The sequence below is a fragment of the Ruminococcus sp. 8Y-12 genome (assembly GCF_058119865.1).
In genome coordinates, this window is sequence record NZ_CM176623.1 from 3,878,297 (window position 1) to 3,899,060 (window position 20,764).

The following is a 20,764-nucleotide window of genomic DNA, read 5'->3' on the forward strand; positions in this document are numbered from 1 at the left end:
TTTACATATTATACACTATATAATATATAAAATCAATACCTATTTTTACAAAAGAAGCTTCTGGTTTCCAAAACAAAAACAGCCCTGCATGAATTTACGCTTCCCAAAGGGTGGGATTCATGCAGAGCCATTCTTATATCACTGATTATTCACTTTGTTTGCTTTGGATTTTACATTTTCTCCTTATCCCTGGCTTGGAATATAGGTACGTATCCTTCCCACAAATTCATTAAAATTCTGAGTCTGTAAAATCACTCTTCCAGGCCCTGTTAGTCTGGTGATAAACAAGCCCTCACCGCCCAGAAATAAATTCATTCCTCCCTTTATTGTTTCAATCTCATAACGGATCGTGCTTTCAAATGCTACCACATTTCCAGTGTCCACCTTGAGCACTTCACCAGGAGCCAGCTGCTTTTCTACCCTGTTTCCGTCAATTTCCAAAAAAAGCATCCCGTTTCCTGAAATCTCCTGCAGAATAAATCCTTCTCCTCCAAACAGGCCTGCTGATAACTTTTTGGTAAAGGCCACTTTTGTGCTGACAGATTCCTCCGCACATAGAAAAGTCCCTTTCTGGCATATCAGGCTAGCGTACCCGTTCATTTCCACCGGCAGGATCTCCCCCGGCACAGTTGACGAGAATCCGATAAAAGCCTCATCTCTTTCAGCACGATAGGTAGTCATAAAGAAGCTCTCCCCTGAGAACATTCTTCCAAACCCTTTCATGATACCGCCCCTGGCGTTGGTATTCATAGAAATTCCATCACTCATCCAAGCCATTCCGCCTGACTGGGTGTACATGGACTCTCCACGGTTCATTTTCACTTCCACTGCAGGCATAACCTGACCGATCAACTGATACTGCATAATTTTTCCTCCTAACCATATTTTATTCCATTTACTCAATAACAAAATAACAATGCTGTTTCTCTAAGTGTAATACAGAAAGATAGCTCTTGCAAACCATATTTTACAACTATATAATGAAACCTATAATTCTATGACATCCGGGAGGTAGTTTTATGCCAAGGTTACGCAAAATTACTTTATCTATTTTCTTTCCTACTGTTTTTTTTCTGATTTTGACAGGATGCCAAAACAGAGAACCAGAACCACTCTCCAAAAGCGGTTTTTATTTTGATACGGCTATCACTCTGACTGTTTATGGCACAGAAGACGAATCCATCCTGGACCAATGTCTTTCACTGTGCAGAGATTACGAGCAAATGCTTAGCCGTACAATCACAGGAAGCGATATTAATCTGATAAATCTGGGACATGGAAAGCCGGTAGAAGTTCATTCTGAAACAGCTGCCCTTATTAAACAAGCAATTACATACGGACAGCTTTCAGGAGGTATCTTTGACTGCAGCATAGCTCCCCTTTCTACTCTCTGGGATTTCCGCAGTGAAACACACCGCGTCCCTTCGAGTTCAAAGCTTAAGTCTGCACTATCACACGTGGATTACCGCAAAATCAAAGTAAACGAAAACACAGTAACCCTTGAAGACCCTATGATGGAAATTGACCTTGGAGGAATTGCCAAGGGTTTTATTGCTGACCAGATAAAGGAATATCTAAAATCCCAAAATGTCAGCAGTGCCCTGATTAACCTGGGCGGTAATGTATTAGCTGTGGGGAATAAGCCAGATGGCTCCTTATGGAATATCGGTATTCAAAGACCCTTTTCCTCCGCCGGGACTTCCATCGCCACTGCAGCGATCTCTGATCAGTCTCTGGTTACCTCCGGCGTATATGAAAGGTATTTCGAGAAAGATGGGGTACTGTATCATCATTTGCTGAATCCATCCACTGGCTATCCTTTTGACAACGATCTCTACAGCGTAACTATCTTATCTGACTCCTCCACTGAGGCGGATGCCCTCAGTACCACCTGCTTTGGCCTGGGATTAGAAAAGGGGATGGAGATGGTCGAGTCCCTGGAAGGTGTGGAAGCCCTATTTGTCACAGCTGATGAGGAGCTACACTATTCATCGGATTTTCCCCGCTAAAACACAAAGTGTTCCTCCTTGTCTCCCTGTAAGACATTGTGGGCAGACCAACCTAATCTTCATGAAAATCAGACCAGGCCGCTGAATCTCAGCGGCCTGAACATACAATATGTTATACTCTTTTAGCTAATACTTCTTTTTCGTAATCCTGCACTTCTTTTAACCAATCCAGACCTGCGCCTGCATTCTTCTGTGCACAGTAGTAATCCCAAACCATGGCAAACGGCGCTGCCTTGAACTCTTCTTTGTAAGCCAGCCTTGCGCTTACATCCCAGTCTGCCTCGATCTCTTTCATCTTGTCTACCGGCTGGAGCAAAGCTGCCAGCATGGCTTTTCTGGTGTTTCTAAGGCCGATCACCCATGCTGCAATGCGGTTGATGGAAGCATCAAAGAAGTCCGTTGCAACATATGTATCTTTTAACTTGTCCATGCGAACCAATTCTTCGAAAATTGCCTTTGTCTCATCGTCAAATCCCACTACATGGTCAGAATCCCAACGTACCGGACGCGTCACATGAAGCAATACGGAATCGGTAAAGGTAAAGATGGAGGAAAGCTTCGCGGAAACCACCTCTGTGGGATGGTAGTGGCCTGCATCCAGAGTCATAATAATATGATCCTGATTCGCCTTCATTACATATCCCATGCAGAACTCATGAGAACCCACTGTGTAGCTCTCAGCGCCGATGCCGAACACCTTAGACTCAATGCCGTCGATTACGCCCTCTACATTCTTTGTGGCCTCAAAAATTTCGTCATAGCTCTTTTTCAGCCTCTGTCTCGGAGCCAGTGTATCAACCGGCACTTCCTTGTCGCCATCCGGTGTCCAGTGGTTAATCACACAGGGCTTTCCGGTCTTTTTGTAGAAGTACTCACCGATTTCGCGGCATTTGATGCCATGCTCAACCCAGAATTTGCGAGTGTCTTCATCTGCGCAGGAGAGCGTTCCTCTCTCTGTACTCTTGGGATGCGCAAAGTAAGTTGGGTTAAAATCCAGACCGATTCCCTTTTCAACTGCCCAGTCAACCCATTTCTGGAAATGCTCCGGAGCAATCTCGTTGCGGTCTACAAAGTGATCTGCCTCCTGATAGTTTGCGTGAATATTCACTTTCAGTTCACCGGGAATAAACCTCATAGCTTCCTCAATATCCGCTCTCAGTTCTTCCCCGTTTCTGGCTTTTCCCGGATAGTTTCCGGTTGTCTGGATACCGCCTGTCAGGGATTTGTCTTCCTTACACTCTGTTCCTGCAACATCGTCTCCCTGCCAGCAGTGCATAGAGATCGGAGTTTTGTCAGCAATCTCAATTGCCTTGTCTACATCAATACCGTACTGAGCATAGAACTCTTTCGCGGCTTCATAGCCTTTCTTTACATCGTACATGTTATTTTTCCGCCTTTCGTAAATTCGTTTACCGTGTTTATACTGCTATTATAGCGGAATAAACATAAAAAACAAGGACGTAAATTTTAGAATTTACGTCCTTATTTTCCACTAATCGTTAAAGTTGGTGCACACGCCCTTACTGTCGAAATTGTAGATCTTGCCGCCTCCCGCGGATCTGAGGCCGATTCCCCTGGCCATGGCGCCCTTGGGATAGAGCGTTCCTCCAACCTGGGTCTTTTGGGTAAAGAAATAATAGTAATTTCCGTCGATCTTCATCCATCCGGTACACATCACTCCGATATGGTCCGCATTTGTATTCATGAAGTAATAGAACCTGCCGTCATTGTACCAGCCCACTTTCAGGAATCCGGTAGGTTGGAAGAAGTAGCGATTTCCGTTAATGGTTCTCCACCCGGTAACCATACGTCCTCTCACATAATATTTCCAGGTCCTTCCATATCCGACCCATCCGGTTTTGGCAGGATTGTTCCTGGTCTCATCTACATAGCCCTTGATACGCTTTCCATCTTCGCCCACATATCGCTTTCCAACCCAGGTATTGCTGGCACGCTTGCCGTCCGCTCCCACATAGTAGAGGGCTCCGTCCGTTTTAATCCACTTTTTCGTGACCAAAGCCCCTTTGGAATCGAAGTAATACCATGCGGTTCTGATCTTGTTCCATCCGGTGAACGCATACCCTTTTCTGTCAAACCGATAGCGCTTGCCCTGAATAGTCTGCCATGCCTTCTTGGAGTATTTACCATTCCCATTGTAAAAGCGGCGTCCATTTTCATCCACCACCCACTTTGCCCCGGACAGTTTACGAACCATGGCTCCATTCTTATTGAAATAATACATGTTTTTCCCGATCTTATACCTGCCAATCACCATCTGGCCTGTCTTTTTCAGAAAATAGTACTTTTTCCCTTCAATCTTCGTCCATCCTGTGCTTGCTACGCCGTTCTGATAATAATAGGTGCTGCTCCCTCTCTTCACCCATCCATCTTCCCCTGCTGCCAGAGCTGTGGAAGACATCCCCAGACACAACAACAGCAACAGAATACATAGTAACCCTGTCTTTTTCTTATTCATGTTTCCTCCCTTCTGCAGGCCGCTGTTACCTGACCTGACTGTTTTCCAAAGCGCGGTAGCTCTTTGGACTCATGCCATAGGCCTCCTTGAAAATCCTGTGAAAATAGCTGGTGTTGTCATACCCCACCTGGTAAATAATATCCGTGATGGGAAGCCTGGTCCCCTTCAGCATATATTCTGCCTGTGCCAGCCTCTTCTCCTGCAGTAGTTCCTTGAAGGTCCTTCCCGTGTAGTGTTTGATCAGCTTGCTCATATTGGAAACCGACTGGTTCATACGCCCAGCCACCTCCGCCAGAGAACCATTCTTGTAGTTTTCTTCAATGTACTTTAGTATCTGCATTACAAAGATGCCCTGATACTGCTGTGGATTGCCGGATTCAATGCGGTCTGTCTCATTGACCAGCTGCATAAACAGCAGCCCCATGGTGGTCTGGTTGATGTCCCTGTAGTTGGCCTGCCGGTTCAGCAGGGACCAGACCAGATTCTCCACCAGATTCTGTACCGGAAGCACATCTGCCACCCGGTAATGGAGATATCCGGCTGTACTCGTATTTTTTCTCAGAGTGCTCACCAGAAAGCTGCTCAGCGCATTTTCCTGGTTCAGCATGGGCAGCACAGCGTCAAAGAACTCCGGGAGCACAATGAAATTGATCCCTATATCCTCCTCCGCTGCTGCCATCACCTCATGGTAGGAAAACTGGTTCATAAAGAGCAGATCTCCCTTTTGCAGTACTACCTTGGTGCTTCCATTGATCATGTGCTCAGTCTGACCGGAACACATATACACAATCTCAATATAGTTATGTTTGTGAGGCGGAAATGCAATAAACCTGGTGTGTGTGCGGATATCAATCAGCCTGCCCTTGGTGAGCATCTTTTCACTGTCAATGGTAAATTCCTTGCCAGTAGTGTATATTTCTTTCTCAATGCTCCCGCAGCCTGACAGAATCTTTTTTTCTTCCTCTGTCACCGGGCGCAGTCTATCTATCAATTCCTGACGCACCTGCTCTTCCTCCTGTCTTAATCATACTACGTTCTGTGCGCAATTTCCACCTATTTCTTTTGTTCAGGGGGATTTGTAATAATATTCTTCGGACACTGCAGTGCACAGACTCCGCAGTTGGCACATTTGGAGTAGTCTATGCTGGCTACATTGTCCGTCACGGTAATGGCGTCCACGGGACACTCCTTTTCGCATTTTTTGCAGCCGATGCAACCCGCCTGGCAGGCTTTCATCGTGTCTTTCCCCTTATCCTTTGAGGAACACTGCACCAGGTGCTCCATCTCATAGGGCACCAGTTCGATTAAGTGCTTTGGACAGCGGGATACACATTTCCCGCAAGCTTTACACTTTTCTCTGTCCACCACTGCAACTCCATTTGCCACATGAATCGCGTCAAAGGGACAGGCTTTTACACAGGTTCCGTATCCCAGACACCCATAATTGCAGCTCTTTGGTCCGCCGGAGGGTACAAACCCCAACATTTCACAGTCCTTTGCCCCGTAGTAATCATAGTTTTCGTGAGTCTTGTCACAGGTTCCGGCGCACTTCACAAATGCAACCATGTGCTGGCCTTCCCCAGCTTCCTTTCCCATGATGCCCGCGATCTTTTTCGCCACGGGGTCTCCGCCCACGGGGCAGGCCCCCACCTCGGCTTCACCATTCACAATGGCCTTTGCAAGGGCATCGCAGCCTGCGTATCCGCAGCCGCCGCAGTTATTGCCGGGAAGCTCCGCCCGTACGCGCTCCTCCCGCTCATCCACTTCCACCTTAAACGCCTTATCTGCCGCTCCCAGAAACAGTCCAAGGAGCAGCCCGGTCCCGCCCACAATCCCAGCGGCCAGTAATATTCCTGTCATACCCTCTCCTCCTTATTTCAGTCCTGAGAAGCCAAAGAATGCAATGGCCATCAGGCAAGCTGTCAACAGCACGATGGGGGAACCCTTAAAGGATTCCGGGATGTCATTGTACTCAATTTTTTCTCTGATACCTGCCATCAGCACAATGGCAACCGTAAAGCCCACTGCAGTGGCAAATCCGTTTACCACACCCTGCAGTACATTGTAGGACTTCTGCACATTAATCAGGGCCACACCCAAAACTGCACAGTTAGTGGTAATCAGAGGAAGGTATACCCCCAGAGCATTGTATAGTGACGGACTGCTCTTTTTCAAAAACATTTCTACGAACTGCACCAGCGCCGCTATCACCAGTATAAACACTATGGTCTGCAGATAGGTGACATCTAATGGTACCAGTATGTACTGATAGATCAGGCTGGTAAACAGGGAGGCAATGGTAATGACAAAGATGACTGCTCCACCCATACCGGCAGCCGTTCCAGTCTTCTTGGACACCCCCAGGAAGGGACACAGGCCCAAAAACTGGCTAAGCACCACATTGTTAATAAAAGCAGCTCCCACTGCTATCATCAGTAATTCTCTCATGAGACCTCTCCTCCTTTACAGCTGCTGGAGCAAGAATCACAGGAACCGGTGCATCCTGTTCCGATCTTTGTCTCCTTCCCCTTTCTCTGGGCATTTCTCTTAATCTTATTCTGCAGGGCGGTCAGCATGGACAGTACCAAAAATGCTCCCGGAGCCAGGATAAAGATGGTGACTGGCTCATAGGCGGAAGGCATAATCTGAAACCCAAAGAGCGTCCCAACTCCCACCAGTTCACGCACAGCTCCAATACAGGTTAGGCCTGCCGTAAAGCCGAGCCCCATTCCCACACCGTCGAAAAAGGACGGAAGTACCGGGTTCAGGGAAGCGTAAGCCTCTGCACGGCCCAGAATAATACAGTTTACCACAATCAGAGGGATATAGATGCCCAGACTGTCATAGAGACTGGGGATGTAACCCTGAAGCAAAAACTGTACGATTGTCACAAAGGATGCCACGACCACGATAAAAGCCGGCATACGCACACCGTTAGGAATCACCTTTCTGAGCGCCGAAATCATCAGATTGGACATTGCCAGGATCACCATGGTGGTCAGACCCATTCCCACGCCGTTGATGGCTGAGGTGGTAACCGCAAGTGTGGGACACATTCCCAGCATCAGCACAAAAGTCGGATTTTCCTTTACAATACCGTTATGTAAACGTTCCGTAATCTTATTCACCTAAAACTCCTCCTTCCTTCTGGAGGCTCTGAAAGAAACACAGGCCCGCATTCACTCCCTTTGTCATGGCATTGGAGGTGATGGTTGCGCCGCTGATGGCATCGATCTGATTGTCCTCTGAGGCTCCTGTCTTAGTGACCTCAAAGCTCTCTGCCTTTTTGCCCGCAAACTGCCCGCGGAAGTCCTCCTCTGTGGCCTTCATTCCAAGCCCTGCTGTCTCACCTATAGTCAGGATCTCGATCCCATTCACGGTTCCATCGTTCTGGATGCCCATGGAGAAATTTATGTCTCCCCCATATCCTTCCGTTGTGGTCAAATTCATAACCACTCCCAGTACGGTCTGTTCGGAATCCACGGCCCTGTATGCCTCCTCAATGTGGACTGCCTCCAGCCCGTTCTCTGCCAGAACCTGAGCTGCCTTTCCTTTAACCGCATTCATATCATCACTCCCATCATAGAGAGGTTCCATTGCAGCCATATCCGGGAATACGGCCTTATAAGCCTCCTCCTGCGCCAATGCCTCCTGCTGTTCAATGGGGCCTTTAGTGATATCATATACAAAACCCAGACAGATACCAGACACTAAGGTGATGGCCATCAGAATCAGGGCATTTTTCACAATCTTATTCATGCTTTTTCCCTCCTTTTCCAAAGGCTGTAGGAGGTGTCAGCTTCTCAATCAGCGGCACCAGCAGGTTTCCAAAGATGATTGCATAGGATACGCCCTCAGCCGAGCTTCCATACATTCGGAAGAGGCCAGTAAGAATGCCCAGGATACATCCGTACACAAGCTGCCCTGTCTTTGTAATTGGGGAAGTCACATAGTCGGTTGCCATAAAGAATGCCCCCAGCATCAGTCCGCCTCCGCAAAGCTGTGCAATCAGATAATTTGCATCAAATCCATGTCCACCGAACAGCAGTACAAAGACTGCAAAGCTGACCAGGTAGGTGGCAGGAATCCGCAGGTCAATGATCTCAAACCAGATCAGAATCATAGCTCCGATCACAATGGCAATGACGGAGGTCTCTCCAATGGTTCCAGCCGTATTTCCCACCAGCATATCCATTACATTCACTGATTCCCCTGCTTTGATGGCAGCCAGGGGCGTAGCCCCTGTAAATCCGTCATAGGCAAAGTTCGTCATTCTTCCGGTAAAGGAGATCAGCAAAAAACATCTGGCGCCCAGGGCCGGATTCATAAAGTTCTGTCCCAGACCTCCAAATAGTTGTTTTACGACTAAAATCGCAAACACACCGCCGATCACCGGCAGCCACCACGGCGCCGAGGAAGGCAGATTCAGGGCCAGCAGCAGGCCCGTTACAATAGCACTGTAGTCCCCTATCGTAACCTTTTTGTGCATCAGAGTCTCATACGCGTACTCCGTAATCACACAGGTTCCAATTGATATTAAGATAATCAGCAGCGCATTCAATCCAAAGTGGTAAACGCCAAAAGCACTGGCAGGAAGCAGTGCAATCACTACCAGAAGCATAATGGAATTTGTGGTCTGGCGTGACCGGATATGAGGATTGGATGACACATTCAATAAGTCGCTCATTCTCGCTTCTCCCTTCTACTTTTTCTTTCGGTTTGCCAAAATCATGCGCCGCATGGATTTTATGTACTGTGTCAAAGGTCTCTTGGCCGGACAGACAAAGCTGCAGCATCCGCATTCGCAGCATTCCATTCCGTTGAGCTTTAAGAAATTCTCCTCATCGTGACGTTCTGCAAAATCAGCAAGTCTGGAGGGAAGCACTCTTCCCGGACACATGCTCACACACCTGCCGCAGTTGATGCAGGCTGTGGGCTCATTGGCCGCCACCTCATCCTTCGTGAGGCATAATAGCGCGGAGGAGGTCTTTGTGGTGGGCACCTCCAGGGTGTAAAGCCCAAATCCCATCATGGGACCGCCGGACACGATCTTCTCCGGCTCTTCCTTATAACCGCCGGCCTCCTCAATCAGCTCCCCGTATATGGTTCCTGTGCAGACCCGGAAGTTCTGGGGATTTGAAATGGCATCTCCCGTCACAGTCACAATCCGGTGCATCAGAGGACGCCCTTTGTATACTGCCTGGTAAATGGCATAGATGGTATCGCAGTTGTTTACCACACACCCAGCGTCGGCGGGAAGCATGGAGGAATTGATCTGCCTGCCGGTAGTGGCATAGATAAGCTGGCGCTCCGCTCCCTGAGGATATTTGGTCTTCAGTTCCATTACCTCAATATTGGAATCCTCTTTCGCCGCATCCCTAAGCAGAGCGATGGCATCTTTTTTGTTATCCTCCACCGCAATAATCCCCTTGGCATGCGGGAAAATCTTGATCGCTGCCTGCAGGCCTTTTACGATCTTTTCCGGTTCCTCAATCATTCTGCGGTAGTCGGAAGTCAGGTACGGTTCACACTCCGCACAGTTAGCAATGATGTAATCTATCTTTTCAGGCTCCTTTGGGGAGAGCTTTACATGAGTCGGAAATCCTGCACCGCCCATGCCCACGATCCCTGCGTTCTTGATCATTTCCAGAATCTCTGTGCTGCTCAGCTCCTCTAGCGGTTTGCGCTCAGGCCAGTCAATCTCTCTGTATTCCCCATCATTTTCAATCACAATGGCTTTTACCAAATCACCTGTCACGGTCAGCCTCGGCTCTATGGCCTTAACGGTGCCGGACACGGATGCATGAATGGGTGCGGATACAAACCCGCCAGCCTCGGCAATCATCTGGCCTACCAGTACATGATCACCCTTTTTCACTGCCGGAACCGCCGGGGCTCCGATGTGCTGCGAGAGGGGATAAACCAGATCACCCTTCGGAAGCACAGTCCGAATAGGCTTATCCTTAGACAGTGCTTTCCCGTCGTAAGGATGTATCCCCCCTTTAAATGTGAGTCGTGCCATTTCTCATACCTTCCTCTCTTCTTTTTCTTTCTTTTCGTGCCGGATCTGCCTCAGGCTTTTCCTGCGCAGTCTGCTGGCCTTACTCAGATTTGGATACGCTCTGATCAAACGTCTGCTGTTCCAATTGCCCTTCGCCACTGTACTGCCAAGCTTTTCACTGAGCATCCTCAGCTTCTCCAGAGTCGCCTCTTTCTGTTCATTCAGTCCAAGGCTTTCAATACGCTTGGTCAGCATCTCCTGATACTGGGTCATCTTTTCCTTGATGTTTACCCGGTTAACCCCAAGCCGATATGGCTCCAGGCGGTCCATGAACTCTGCGGCAGATGCGTAGATTCTGGATTCCTGCAGATGCTCGGCAAGGTCCGCCATCACACGCTCCATCTGGGCCAGCTTCTTGCCCAGCTGCATGGCGGTGACAGTTGCAAAGGTAAAATCAACTGCGTAGAGAACTGTCACTGTAATCAGCACGATCTTCCCAACGCTTATGGTGAACCAGCCCACGATCATCTCTACAAATGGCTGGAGGACTGCAAACATCATGAGGGTAAACAATCCCCATGCTGCGGAGCTGCCCAGACAGATCCGCCCCTGAAAATTAAACTTTTTATTGCTGTAATCCCACCAACTGGTGTGGAACAGCCCTTCCATAATCACTGCTGTAATATATTCCAGCACAGTGGCGACTATGACACCTCCGAAGTACAGAGCAATCCAATTGCCCTGAAGAGGCCTGAGAATCAAAAATACACTGACTGCCCCCACCCCATAGATGGTACAGAGGGGACCGGTTATATATCCCCTGTTAACCAGTTTTTTCTCCTTCACTGATACATAGGCGCTCTCCCACAGCCATCCCAGAAAGCTGTACAGATACAGCCATGACAGAATATGATAAAGGTCAACGCCTAAAATCTCTAAATCCCACATACTTCTTCCTCTCAAATCTTATCACAAATTTTTGTTCCAATTTTTTTAAAATACAGTATACTATATTTTAAGGACGCTTTCTGTATCCTATATGCGAAAACAATCAAATCGTAACTGTGCAGCAAATGGACACGTCTGCTGATTAGTTATCTCAAAGCAATAATAGAAAGGAATCTGCCATGATCACAGCAAACGAACCCATTGACATTTCCCCCAGCTATCCTCTGGAAAATCTGGGGCCCAAGGAAACCCTGCTCTTATTTGATATTGAGACCACAGGCCTTTCCCCTTCTTCATCCTTTATCTATCTGATCGGAGTCCTTTTCTATCAGGACAGCTCCTGGAAAATCAAACAGTGGCTTGCCCAGTCTCCTGAGGAAGAGTCTGACCTTCTCACTGCTTTCTCGGAATTTGCCCGAAACTACCGCGTTTTGATCCACTTCAACGGGGACGCCTTTGATATCCCCTTTGTAAAAAAACGCTGGCTGGCTCAAGCTTCGGACTGTCTTTGCCTCCCGGAAAGTCTGGATCTGTATAAACGTCTCCGCCCCTTAAAAAAGCTGCTGGGGCTCTCCAAAATGAACCTGAAATCCCTTGAGCAGTATCTTGGCATTGCCAGAAAAGACGAGCTATCCGGCAGGGAACTGATCCCTCTGTACTTTAACTACACTAAGAACCGGGATCTGGCTGTAGAGAAACTCTTACTTTTGCACAACCGGGATGACCTGTCCGGCACCCTGGACCTGACTGCCCTTCTATCCTACACAGACTTTCTCCTTGGAGGCTTCACCGTGGAGGATCAGCAGACCGGGGAAGGTATGGACGGAGTCTTTGAGACAGTCTTTTTCTTAAAGCTGACGCAGCCTCTGCCGCAGCGCATTTCCTGTCCGCTGGCCCATGGATATCTCACCGCCCAGGATACCAGCTGCCGCATTTTGCTGAAAGGCATTTCCGGAACATTAAAGTATTTCTTTTCAGACTACCGCAGCTACTACTACCTCCCGGCGGAGGACACCGCCATGCATAAGAGCGTTGCGGCCTACGTGGACAAGAGCCACCGCGTCCAGGCTAAGGCTTCCACCTGCTACTGCAAAAAGACAGGTCTGTTTCTTCCCTGTCCCTCCTTAACATCTCAGCCTTTATTCTACCTGGATTACGGCAGTACTCCTGCTTATCTGGAATGTTCTACAGCATTCTTGGACGATGCTGCCGCCCTCCATGACTATCTGACTGGATATCTTAACGAAACTTGTTAACTATGTACATATACACGGCTTTAGTATAGCATATTTTTACAAACTTGAACAGAAAAAAGTGTACTACACTTAATTCAAAGTGTAGTACCACATATTTAAAATCTGTCCTTTTAGTTTTTCATACGTCCAGGACTGGCTGCTTCGGACTTTACTGTTGGGATCATGAACCTGAAACCCTCCGTCCGTGTAGCCGGTCAGTACAATAAAGTGCCCTTTGCTGGTAAAATCGCCTTTTCCTACACTGCATATGATCGGCATTCCGGCGTTTAAGGTGTTGACCATAGCCCCCTCGTCTAACCCCAGCATTGTCCCTGTGATTCCAAAGGCCTCGCAGCCGTAAGTCATCAAATCCCAGCTGGTATCCAGCTGTGCTGTGAGAAAGCCGTTATTTTCACTGTACTGGGCTACTGTGTATGGCGTGATATCATTTCTGCCCGTTAGCCCGGATGCCACCATGGCAATGCAGGTGGGCCCACAGCCGCTCACTGCCACAATACTGCTCCCATAACTGCCGTATCCCCAGCGCCTGTCCCACTGAAGAAGCAGGGGAATCTCTCCCTTTACTGGATTCTCCCCTATGGTTTCCTCACAGGGCTGATTTTTTTTCTGGGGATAATCCAATACAAAATCCAAGGTTTCTATATTGTTAGCCAGTATCTTCAGCACCTCCTCAGGATAATCCTGGATGTTGTCAATCACTGTACTGATCCTCTCATCCTGACTCTCCATGGCCTTGAGTTCCTCAAAGTAGGGTATCTGGGTTTTCGTTTTCTCAGACTTTGTACTCCTCACCAAAGAAAGCTCTTCCGGCTTTTCCTCCCCTGTCCCAGCCGTAGTGCTGCTTTTTTCTAAAAATACCTTTTTGGCCCCAGCCATACAGACCACCAACACAGTCATCACGAGAAAGCACAATAGCATTCTCTTAATACTGCGTATTCTCTTTGCTCTGCGCATCTGTTCCTGGCGCCTTCGGTACTGCCTGATTTCATTCCTGCTTGGCTCACGTCTATCATTCATCTTCCTGTCTCCCCTATTGTACTCCTAATATTCAGGTAAAGCTGCAATTCCGCTTTCAGCTCCCATTTACTATTATAATGTCCGCTCCGCTGAAAATCTTCACTATTTTGTAAACATTTCTGAAAATTAGCTGGTGTTTTTTAACAAAGTGGACAGATCAGTTTCAACTCCTCCCCAGCCTTGAGGGATAAAAAAGAATCCTGCACGCAGGATTCTCCGCCTGCGGCGGGGCTGCCCCGGCAGCCATCTTCCACTCCGCCGCAGTGCGATCCCGCCCGGAGGGCTTTTTATATCATAGGGAATTCCGAAGGACTTTCCTATGATACAATAAAAGATCCGGTTCCCAGGAACCGGACCTTATTCTTTATTTACTATATTAACCAATATTACTAAAATTACTCTTCTTCAAAAATCTCTTCCTGAGGAGCAGAGTTCTCCAAAGACTTGATGCTGAGGCTGATCTTCTTATCCGTCTCATTGAAATCAACCACCTTAGCGGTGATAATCTGTCCCACATTCAGAACATCGGAGGGTTTCTCCACATGCTCGTGTGAGATCTGTGATACGTGTAAAAGGGCATCCACGCCCGGCTCCAGCTCTACAAAGGCACCGAAATCGGTCATTCTAGCTACTCTGCCTTCCACTACATTGCCCACTGCATACTTCTCAGCCGCGGTTAGCCACGGATTCTGGTCTGCAAACTTCAGGCTCAGGGCAATCTTGTCGCCGCTGATATCTTTGATGAGAACAGAAAGCTGCTCGCCTACCTTAAATGCCTTTTTGGGGTTCTCAACACGTCCCCAGGACATCTCTGAGATATGGAGCAGACCGTCAGCGCCGCCCAAGTCAACGAACGCACCGAAGTCTGTCACATTCTTGATGACACCTTCTACCACATCGCCCACATTGATTCTCTCAAATAGCTCTTTCTGCATCTGTGCCTTCTTCGCAACTAAAAGCTGCTTGCGGTCACCTATGATTCTTCTTCTTCTGGGGTTGAACTCGCTGATAACAAACTCAATTTCCTGACCTGCATATTTTGCAAGGTTTTTCTCATAAGTATCGGAAACAAGGCTTGCGGGAATGAATACCCTTGCCTCTTCCACAATCACACTAAGTCCGCCGTCCAGCACCTGTGCTACCGGTGCCTTCAGTACTTCCTGTGTCTCAAACGCTTCCTCTAATCTCTTGTTGCCCTTCTCAGCTGCCAGTCTCTTGTAGGTCAGCAGTACCTGACCCTCTCCATCATTTACCTTCAAAACCTTTGCTTCCATGGTATCGCCTACGTGTACTACGTCACGGAGATCGATGCTGTTGTCGTTGGAGTACTCATTTTTCGTGATGATTCCGTCAGCCTTATAGCCTATATTCAGGATAATCTCATCCTCTTTGACGTCGATAATTGTACCTTCGACTACCTCTCCATTATGAATTGTTTTGAACGACTCGTCCAGCATTTGTTCAAAGCTCATTTCTGACATTCTTTCAGAACCTCCTCAATTATATTATTTGGGGTCGATGCCCCTGCGGTAATACCTACGCAACCCATGGAGTGTAACCGTTGTACATCCAAATCCTCAAGTGTCTGTATATAGTAAGTATTTGCACATTCCTTCTTACATATTTCAAATAACTTCTGAGTATTGGAACTATGCTTGCCTCCTATGACAATCATGGCATCCGCTTCCCCTGCAATAGCCCTGGCTTCGGTTTGACGCTCTGCCGTAGCATTGCAAATCGTATTTAAAACAAGTATATCATAACCCTTTTTAGAAATAATTTCAACTAATTTATTAAATTTATTGTAATTAAATGTCGTCTGCGACACGATACAAAGCTTTTCGGCGCTATCTTGCACAAATCGTGCGGCTTCCTCCTCCGTTCCGATTACCGTAACTCTGGATTGACACCATCCCTTGATACCTTCTACCTCTGGATGCCTGTCATTGCCTATAATCACAATCTCAGCCCCGGCAGCACTCTCTTTTTCAACGATCCTGTGAATCTTTTTTACAAAGGGACAAGTGGCATCCACCAAAGCCAACCCCTGCTTCCTGATCGCCTCATAGATACTCTCTGGAACGCCATGGGAACGTATGATTACAATCCCCTCCTGCAGGGCTTCCAACTCTTCCCGGCTCTGCAACACCTTCACACCTCTGTCCGCCAAGTCCCTTACCACCTCTTCATTGTGAATAATGGGTCCATAGGTATAGACAGGGCTGTCCATGTTTTTCGCCTGCTCATACACTTTTTCCACAGCACGCTTCACCCCGAAACAAAAGCCTGCTGTCTTTGCCACTTTTATCTTCATTCCAGCTTCACTTCCCTGTAATGGGATATAATGCACTCTGCCACCTCGTCAATGGTCATCTCAGAGGAGTCCACCAAAACCGCATCCTGTGCCCGTTTCAGGGGCGCAATTTTTCTGGTCATATCCTGATGGTCTCTTGTGGCAATATCCCTCTCAATTTCAGCCAGGCTGCCGGGAATGCCTTTTTGCTGGAGCTCACAAAAACGTCTCTGTGCTCTGGTTGCCGTGCTGGCTGTGAGATAGATCTTGAGCTGGGCTTGTGGCAGGACATTGGTGCCAATGTCCCTTCCATCCATCACAACATCCGATGAAACGGCCATTTCACGCTGAAGCTGCAGAAGCGCCTCCCTCACATCTGGGTTTCCCGATGAGGCGGAAGCCATATTCCCCACATCCTCTGAACGGAGCTGCCCGGTGACATTCTCTCCATTGAGCAGCACCTGCTGTTCTCCGTTTTCATACGCAATGGCAATCCTGATCTGTCTGCAGGCATCCCGGATACCCTCCTCATCGTCGGCAGTGATCCTATGCTTTAGTAGATACAGAGCTATGGCACGGTACAAGGCACCTGTATCTACATAGACAAATCCCAGCTGTTTTGCCACCAGTTTTGCAATCGTACTCTTCCCCGCACCTGCAGGGCCATCAATCGCAATGTTAAAACTCATTCATAAACCTCCGGTTTCTAATTTTCTGCTCAGGAAATACTGATTCCCGCAGCATAGGCAGTGGACCAGGCAATCTGAAGATTAAAGCCTCCTGTCTCAGCGTCCAAATCCAGCACTTCCCCGGCAAAGTAAAGACCGGAAACCAGCTTGGACTCCATAGTAGAGGGATTTACCTCCCGCACCTGGATACCGCCTTTTGTTATAATAGCCTCATTATAATCTCTGTACCCTGTTATGGTCAACTTAAAATTCTTTATAAAGCGCACAAAATTTTGTCTTTCTTCCCTGGATATTTCATTTACCTTTTTTTCCGGCAGTATTCCTGATCTTTCGACCATAACCGGAATTAGTTTTGCAGGGAAGAGACTGCCCACTGAATTTTTAAACTGCTTGTTTTTGGCCTCGTCAAACTCCCGCAACAGGCGTTTATCCAACTGTTCCGCAGTCAAAGCGGGTTTTAAATCAATCTGCAGGATTAACTTTTTCCCTTTCTCCATCTGCCTTTGTATACGGCTGCTGGCCGTCAGAATCAACGGGCCTGTGACCCCAAAATGGGTGAACATCATCTCCCCGAGCTCCTCGAACAGACACTTCTTCCCATCATAGATCCCTACCCGCACGTTCCGGAGAGACAGTCCCTGGAGGTCGCTCACCCAGTCCTCCCCTGTCGTCAGTGGAACCAGTGAGGGGGAAAGTGGGGTCACATGATGCCCCAGGCTTTCGGCAAAACGGTATCCGTCTCCTGTAGATCCCGTGCTCTGATAAGAAAGCCCTCCTGTTGTCACGATCACCGCATCTCCCTCTATAAAGCTTTCTCCTCTCCCCCGCCCTGTGCGCACACGTATCCCCGTCACCTTATCCTGCTCCGTCCCAATTCCCAACACAGGGGTATTCAGATGCACGGAGACGCCCAATTCACGCATTTTTTTCTGCAGGACGGCAATGACATCCGATGAGTGGTCAGAAGCCGGGAATACCCGGTTTCCGCGCTCCACCTTGGTTCTCAGACCGCACTCCTCAAAAAATTGTATAGCATCCTGGTTGGTAAACCCATAAATTGCACTGTAAAGAAACTTAGCATTCGTGCATATGTGTTCAAACAGCTCCTCTGTGTCACAGGCATTCGTCACGTTACACCGGCCTTTTCCGGTAATATACAGCTTTTTTCCCAGCTTTTCATTTTTCTCAAAGACATGCACCTGATGGCCCCTGCCCGCAGCCGCCACTGATGCCATCATACCTGCGGCACCGCCGCCAATAATCAACACATTACTCATTTTCTGCCCTTTTCCTCTCTGCCTGCCAGGTTTGTTCATGTTAAGTCCTTTTCCGCGTAATGCAAAAAGTATAACACACACGAACGAAAAATGCAAAAACAAAAAGGCACCAAACAGCAATGTAAGCTGTCTGATGCCCTGATTAAGCTCTTATTATACGGGATAAGCACCGTTCTTGGTGTCAGCTGCTTTTGGGTCAACCTTTGTCTTCTGAGCCTCTCTGTATTTGAAAAATTCCGTGGCTACCTGCGGGAACAGTGCATAGGTGAGTACATCCTCATCCTGCTCCTTCCACTGTGCCATTTCTTTCTCAATCTTATCCAATTCCGGCTTCAAGAGATCTGCCGGACGGCAGGTAATCGGCTTTTTATCACCAATGCATTTCTTCTGTACTTCTTTGTTGAAAGGCTTGATGGTAGCGCCGTACTCTCCTGAGAGAACTGCTTTTGTCTCTTTGGTCACCATCTTGTAACGCTCTCCCATGATTACGTTGAACACAGCCTGTGTACCAACGATCTGTGAGGAAGGAGTAACAAGCGGGCACTCGCCCAGGTCTTTTCTCACTCTCGGCACTTCCTCCAGCACCTCGTAGTACTTGTCCTCAGCGTGCTGTTCCTTCAGCTGGGAGGTCAGGTTGGAGAGCATACCGCCCGGTACCTGATACAGCAGAGTCTTGATATTAACGCCCAAATTCTTGGGGTTGAGCAGCCCGCTCTCCAGAGCCTCATCACGGATAGGTCTGAAGTAGTCTGCTATCTCTGCCAGCAGATTCTGGTCAAATCCAGTGTCATACGGAGTTCCCTTAAAGGTCTCAACCATAACTTCTGTAGCTGGCTGGGAAGTTCCCAGTGCAAAGGGAGACATAGCTGTATCAATCACGTCAACACCTGCTTCCACTGCCTTTAAGTAAGTCATGGAAGCCACACCTGAAGTATAGTGTGTGTGCAGCTGTACAGGGATCTTCACTGCCTTTTTGATTTCTGTAATCAGCTCAGTAGCCTTGTAGGGCAGCAGAAGGCCGGCCATATCCTTAAAGCACACAGAATTTGCACCCATATCCTCAATCTTCTTTACAATGTCAATCCAGTATTCCATGGTATAGGCATCGCCCAGGGTATAGGAAAGCGCCACCTGTGCATGGCCTTTCTCTTTGTTTGCCGCTTTTACGGCAGTTTTCAGATTGCGCATATCATTCATACAGTCAAAAATACGAATGATGTCAATACCGTTTGCAATTGACTTCTGAACGAAGTACTCTACCACATCATCCGCATAGGGACGATATCCCAGGATGTTCTGTCCGCGGAAAAGCATCTGCAGCTTCGTATTTTTAAATCCATCACGGAATTTGCGGAGTCTCTCCCAGGGATCTTCCTTCAGAAAACGAAGAGAAGCGTCAAACGTAGCACCTCCCCAGCACTCTACGGAGTGGTATCCCACTTTATCCATCTTATCCACGATGGGCAGCATCTGCTCTGTGGTCATACGGGTAGCAATCAGAGACTGATGAGCATCTCGCAGAATGGTCTCAGTAATTTTAATTGGTTTCTTTTTTGTTCCTGCCATTGCTAAACCTCCTTGGTTTTTACGAATTTATAATACAGCCCCGCAGTGCGGGGCCAAAACGCACTCATTGCTGCTCTGCCGTTCTACACTCCAAAGATGGCCATGAAGGTACCTGCCGCCACAGCTGTACCGATAACACCGGCCACATTGGGGCCCATGGCATGCATCAAAAGGAAGTTGGTAGGATCTGCCTCCGCTCCCACTTTCTGGGATACACGCGCTGCCATAGGCACAGCAGAAACGCCTGCAGAACCAATCAGAGGATTGATCTTGCCCTTGGTAATCTTGCACATAAGCTTTCCGAACAGCACGCCTCCGGCCGTACCGAACGCGAATGCAATCAGACCCAGAGCCACGATTTTCAGTGTATCCATATTCAGAAATGCCTCTGCGCTGGTGGATGCACCTACTGAGGTACCCAGCAGAATAACAACGATGTACATCAGGGCATTGGAAGCGGTCTCTGTCAGCTGCTTCACCACGCCGCACTCTCTGAACAGGTTACCCAGCATCAGCATACCTACAAGGGGTGCTGTTGTGGGAAGAATCAAACAAACTACGATTGTGATAATGATGGGGAAGAGGATTTTCTCCAGCTTTGAAACCGGACGCAGCTGCTCCATCTTGATCTTTCTCTCTTTTTCTGTGGTTAAAAGCTTCATAATCGGCGGCTGGATAATCGGTACCAGTGACATATAGGAATATGCTGCCACTGCGATAGGACCCATCAGCGCACTCTGTCCCAGCTTACCTGCCAGGAAGATAGAGGTAGGACCATCTGCACCTCCGATGATGGAGATCGCTGCAGCTGCCTTCCCATTGAAGCCCATAAGGATTGCCAGGAAGTAAGCCATATAGATTCCCAGCTGTGCTGCTGCTCCCAGCAGGAAACTTCTGGGATTCGCAATCAGAGGTCCAAAGTCCGTCATGGCTCCCACCCCCAGGAATATCAGAGACGGCAGGATACTCCACTCATCCAGCAAATAAAAATAATGTAAAAGTCCACCTACACCATTTGACATATCTTCCGGGTGCGCCATAATATCAGGATAGATATTTACCAGCAGCATACCAAATGCAATCGGTACCAACAACAGCGGCTCAAATCCATGCTTAATTGCAAGGTATAAGAACACGCACGCAACTAAAATCATCAGGTAGTTGCCCCAGGTCAGATTGAAAAACGCCGTTTGATGAAGTAGGTTTGACAACGTTTCTATAACGTATGACAT

The 20,764-nt window shown here is 48.1% G+C and carries 20 protein-coding genes; 2 read left to right on the forward strand and 18 right to left on the reverse strand.

Features of this window, described 5'->3' with window-relative positions; translation table 11 throughout:
* Positions 1-183 precede the first annotated feature (183 nt).
* Positions 184-864 (reverse strand): TIGR00266 family protein, encoded by a 681-nt coding sequence (locus tag AC0THY_RS15480; RefSeq protein WP_489991499.1) that lies wholly within the window; start codon positions 862-864, stop codon positions 184-186.
* A 155-nt stretch (positions 865-1,019) separates the two neighbouring features.
* On the opposite strand from AC0THY_RS15480, the gene AC0THY_RS15485 reads away from it, so the two are divergent.
* Positions 1,020-2,009, forward strand: a complete 990-nt coding sequence (locus AC0THY_RS15485; protein WP_489991500.1) for an FAD:protein FMN transferase — start codon at positions 1,020-1,022, stop codon at positions 2,007-2,009.
* Between the two features lie 112 nt (positions 2,010-2,121).
* On the opposite strand, the gene AC0THY_RS15490 is transcribed toward AC0THY_RS15485, so the two are convergent.
* The 10 genes from AC0THY_RS15490 to AC0THY_RS15535 form a co-directional block, all read right to left on the reverse strand.
* Complete coding sequence (locus AC0THY_RS15490; protein WP_489991501.1) at positions 2,122-3,390, reverse strand: L-rhamnose isomerase; 1,269 nt, start codon at positions 3,388-3,390, stop codon at positions 2,122-2,124.
* Between the two features lie 111 nt (positions 3,391-3,501).
* On the reverse strand, positions 3,502-4,485 hold the full coding sequence (locus AC0THY_RS15495; protein WP_489991502.1) for a hypothetical protein: 984 nt from the start codon (positions 4,483-4,485) through the stop codon (positions 3,502-3,504).
* Positions 4,486-4,510: 25 nt separating this feature from the next.
* The gene (locus AC0THY_RS15500) at positions 4,511-5,488 is read right to left on the reverse strand and encodes an AraC family transcriptional regulator (RefSeq protein ID WP_489991503.1); all 978 of its coding nucleotides are present in this window, start codon (positions 5,486-5,488) and stop codon (positions 4,511-4,513) included.
* Positions 5,489-5,538: 50 nt separating this feature from the next.
* On the reverse strand, positions 5,539-6,345 hold the full coding sequence (locus AC0THY_RS15505) for an RnfABCDGE type electron transport complex subunit B (RefSeq protein WP_489991504.1): 807 nt from the start codon (positions 6,343-6,345) through the stop codon (positions 5,539-5,541).
* A gap of 12 nt (positions 6,346-6,357) precedes the next feature.
* Positions 6,358-6,933 carry an electron transport complex subunit RsxA gene (gene rsxA, locus AC0THY_RS15510; RefSeq protein ID WP_489991505.1) on the reverse strand — a complete coding sequence of 192 codons (576 nt, stop codon included), beginning with the start codon at positions 6,931-6,933 and terminating at the stop codon, positions 6,358-6,360.
* Positions 6,930-7,613 carry an electron transport complex subunit RsxE gene (gene rsxE / locus AC0THY_RS15515; RefSeq protein WP_489991506.1) on the reverse strand — a complete coding sequence of 228 codons (684 nt, stop codon included), beginning with the start codon at positions 7,611-7,613 and terminating at the stop codon, positions 6,930-6,932. Before rsxE ends, rsxA begins: the two co-directional genes overlap by 4 nt.
* Positions 7,606-8,244, reverse strand: a complete 639-nt coding sequence (locus AC0THY_RS15520) for an RnfABCDGE type electron transport complex subunit G (RefSeq protein ID WP_489991507.1) — start codon at positions 8,242-8,244, stop codon at positions 7,606-7,608. Before AC0THY_RS15520 ends, rsxE begins: the two co-directional genes overlap by 8 nt.
* Positions 8,237-9,172 carry an RnfABCDGE type electron transport complex subunit D gene (locus AC0THY_RS15525; protein ID WP_489991508.1) on the reverse strand — a complete coding sequence of 312 codons (936 nt, stop codon included), beginning with the start codon at positions 9,170-9,172 and terminating at the stop codon, positions 8,237-8,239. Before AC0THY_RS15525 ends, AC0THY_RS15520 begins: the two co-directional genes overlap by 8 nt.
* 15 nt (positions 9,173-9,187) lie before the next feature.
* Positions 9,188-10,507 (reverse strand): electron transport complex subunit RsxC, encoded by a 1,320-nt coding sequence (gene rsxC / locus AC0THY_RS15530; protein WP_489991509.1) that lies wholly within the window; start codon positions 10,505-10,507, stop codon positions 9,188-9,190.
* A 3-nt stretch (positions 10,508-10,510) separates the two neighbouring features.
* Positions 10,511-11,434: a putative ABC transporter permease gene (locus AC0THY_RS15535; protein ID WP_489991510.1), complete on the reverse strand. Its 924-nt coding sequence runs from the start codon at positions 11,432-11,434 to the stop codon at positions 10,511-10,513.
* Between the two features lie 179 nt (positions 11,435-11,613).
* Between AC0THY_RS15535 and AC0THY_RS15540 the strand changes: the two genes are divergently transcribed.
* Positions 11,614-12,690, forward strand: a complete 1,077-nt coding sequence (locus AC0THY_RS15540; protein WP_489991511.1) for a ribonuclease H-like domain-containing protein — start codon at positions 11,614-11,616, stop codon at positions 12,688-12,690.
* 69 nt (positions 12,691-12,759) lie between these two features.
* Here the strand turns inward: AC0THY_RS15540 and AC0THY_RS15545 are convergent, their stop codons facing one another.
* From AC0THY_RS15545 to AC0THY_RS15575, 7 genes are all read right to left on the reverse strand, one after another.
* Positions 12,760-13,707 (reverse strand): C39 family peptidase, encoded by a 948-nt coding sequence (locus AC0THY_RS15545; protein ID WP_489991512.1) that lies wholly within the window; start codon positions 13,705-13,707, stop codon positions 12,760-12,762.
* Between the two features lie 395 nt (positions 13,708-14,102).
* Positions 14,103-15,188 carry a 30S ribosomal protein S1 gene (gene rpsA, locus AC0THY_RS15550; protein WP_489991513.1) on the reverse strand — a complete coding sequence of 362 codons (1,086 nt, stop codon included), beginning with the start codon at positions 15,186-15,188 and terminating at the stop codon, positions 14,103-14,105.
* On the reverse strand, positions 15,176-16,021 hold the full coding sequence (gene ispH, locus AC0THY_RS15555; protein WP_489991514.1) for a 4-hydroxy-3-methylbut-2-enyl diphosphate reductase: 846 nt from the start codon (positions 16,019-16,021) through the stop codon (positions 15,176-15,178). Before ispH ends, rpsA begins: the two co-directional genes overlap by 13 nt.
* The gene (gene cmk / locus AC0THY_RS15560; protein WP_489991515.1) at positions 16,018-16,689 is read right to left on the reverse strand and encodes a (d)CMP kinase; all 672 of its coding nucleotides are present in this window, start codon (positions 16,687-16,689) and stop codon (positions 16,018-16,020) included. Before cmk ends, ispH begins: the two co-directional genes overlap by 4 nt.
* A gap of 29 nt (positions 16,690-16,718) precedes the next feature.
* The gene (locus tag AC0THY_RS15565; protein ID WP_489991516.1) at positions 16,719-17,966 is read right to left on the reverse strand and encodes a BaiN/RdsA family NAD(P)/FAD-dependent oxidoreductase; all 1,248 of its coding nucleotides are present in this window, start codon (positions 17,964-17,966) and stop codon (positions 16,719-16,721) included.
* A 153-nt stretch (positions 17,967-18,119) separates the two neighbouring features.
* Positions 18,120-19,532 carry an oxaloacetate decarboxylase subunit alpha gene (locus tag AC0THY_RS15570; protein WP_489991517.1) on the reverse strand — a complete coding sequence of 471 codons (1,413 nt, stop codon included), beginning with the start codon at positions 19,530-19,532 and terminating at the stop codon, positions 18,120-18,122.
* A gap of 83 nt (positions 19,533-19,615) precedes the next feature.
* Positions 19,616-20,764 (reverse strand): sodium ion-translocating decarboxylase subunit beta, encoded by a 1,149-nt coding sequence (locus AC0THY_RS15575; RefSeq protein WP_489991518.1) that lies wholly within the window; start codon positions 20,762-20,764, stop codon positions 19,616-19,618.

Coding starts and splice junctions, on each gene's coding strand:
- AC0THY_RS15535 (WP_489991510.1), bottom strand. CDS start 11,434: ATGTGGGATTTAGAGATTTTAGGCGTTGACCTTTATCATATTCTGTCA.
- cmk (WP_489991515.1), bottom strand. CDS start 16,689: ATGAGTTTTAACATTGCGATTGATGGCCCTGCAGGTGCGGGGAAGAGT.
- AC0THY_RS15540 (WP_489991511.1), top strand. CDS start 11,614: ATGATCACAGCAAACGAACCCATTGACATTTCCCCCAGCTATCCTCTG.
- AC0THY_RS15575 (WP_489991518.1), bottom strand. CDS start 20,764: ATGTCATACGTTATAGAAACGTTGTCAAACCTACTTCATCAAACGGCG.
- AC0THY_RS15570 (WP_489991517.1), bottom strand. CDS start 19,532: ATGGCAGGAACAAAAAAGAAACCAATTAAAATTACTGAGACCATTCTG.
- rpsA (WP_489991513.1), bottom strand. CDS start 15,188: ATGTCAGAAATGAGCTTTGAACAAATGCTGGACGAGTCGTTCAAAACA.
- AC0THY_RS15485 (WP_489991500.1), top strand. CDS start 1,020: ATGCCAAGGTTACGCAAAATTACTTTATCTATTTTCTTTCCTACTGTT.
- AC0THY_RS15490 (WP_489991501.1), bottom strand. CDS start 3,390: ATGTACGATGTAAAGAAAGGCTATGAAGCCGCGAAAGAGTTCTATGCT.
- AC0THY_RS15525 (WP_489991508.1), bottom strand. CDS start 9,172: ATGAGCGACTTATTGAATGTGTCATCCAATCCTCATATCCGGTCACGC.
- AC0THY_RS15480 (WP_489991499.1), bottom strand. CDS start 864: ATGCAGTATCAGTTGATCGGTCAGGTTATGCCTGCAGTGGAAGTGAAA.
- ispH (WP_489991514.1), bottom strand. CDS start 16,021: ATGAAGATAAAAGTGGCAAAGACAGCAGGCTTTTGTTTCGGGGTGAAG.
- AC0THY_RS15495 (WP_489991502.1), bottom strand. CDS start 4,485: ATGAATAAGAAAAAGACAGGGTTACTATGTATTCTGTTGCTGTTGTTG.
- rsxA (WP_489991505.1), bottom strand. CDS start 6,933: ATGAGAGAATTACTGATGATAGCAGTGGGAGCTGCTTTTATTAACAAT.
- AC0THY_RS15545 (WP_489991512.1), bottom strand. CDS start 13,707: ATGAATGATAGACGTGAGCCAAGCAGGAATGAAATCAGGCAGTACCGA.
- rsxC (WP_489991509.1), bottom strand. CDS start 10,507: ATGGCACGACTCACATTTAAAGGGGGGATACATCCTTACGACGGGAAA.
- AC0THY_RS15565 (WP_489991516.1), bottom strand. CDS start 17,966: ATGAGTAATGTGTTGATTATTGGCGGCGGTGCCGCAGGTATGATGGCA.
- AC0THY_RS15505 (WP_489991504.1), bottom strand. CDS start 6,345: ATGACAGGAATATTACTGGCCGCTGGGATTGTGGGCGGGACCGGGCTG.
- AC0THY_RS15520 (WP_489991507.1), bottom strand. CDS start 8,244: ATGAATAAGATTGTGAAAAATGCCCTGATTCTGATGGCCATCACCTTA.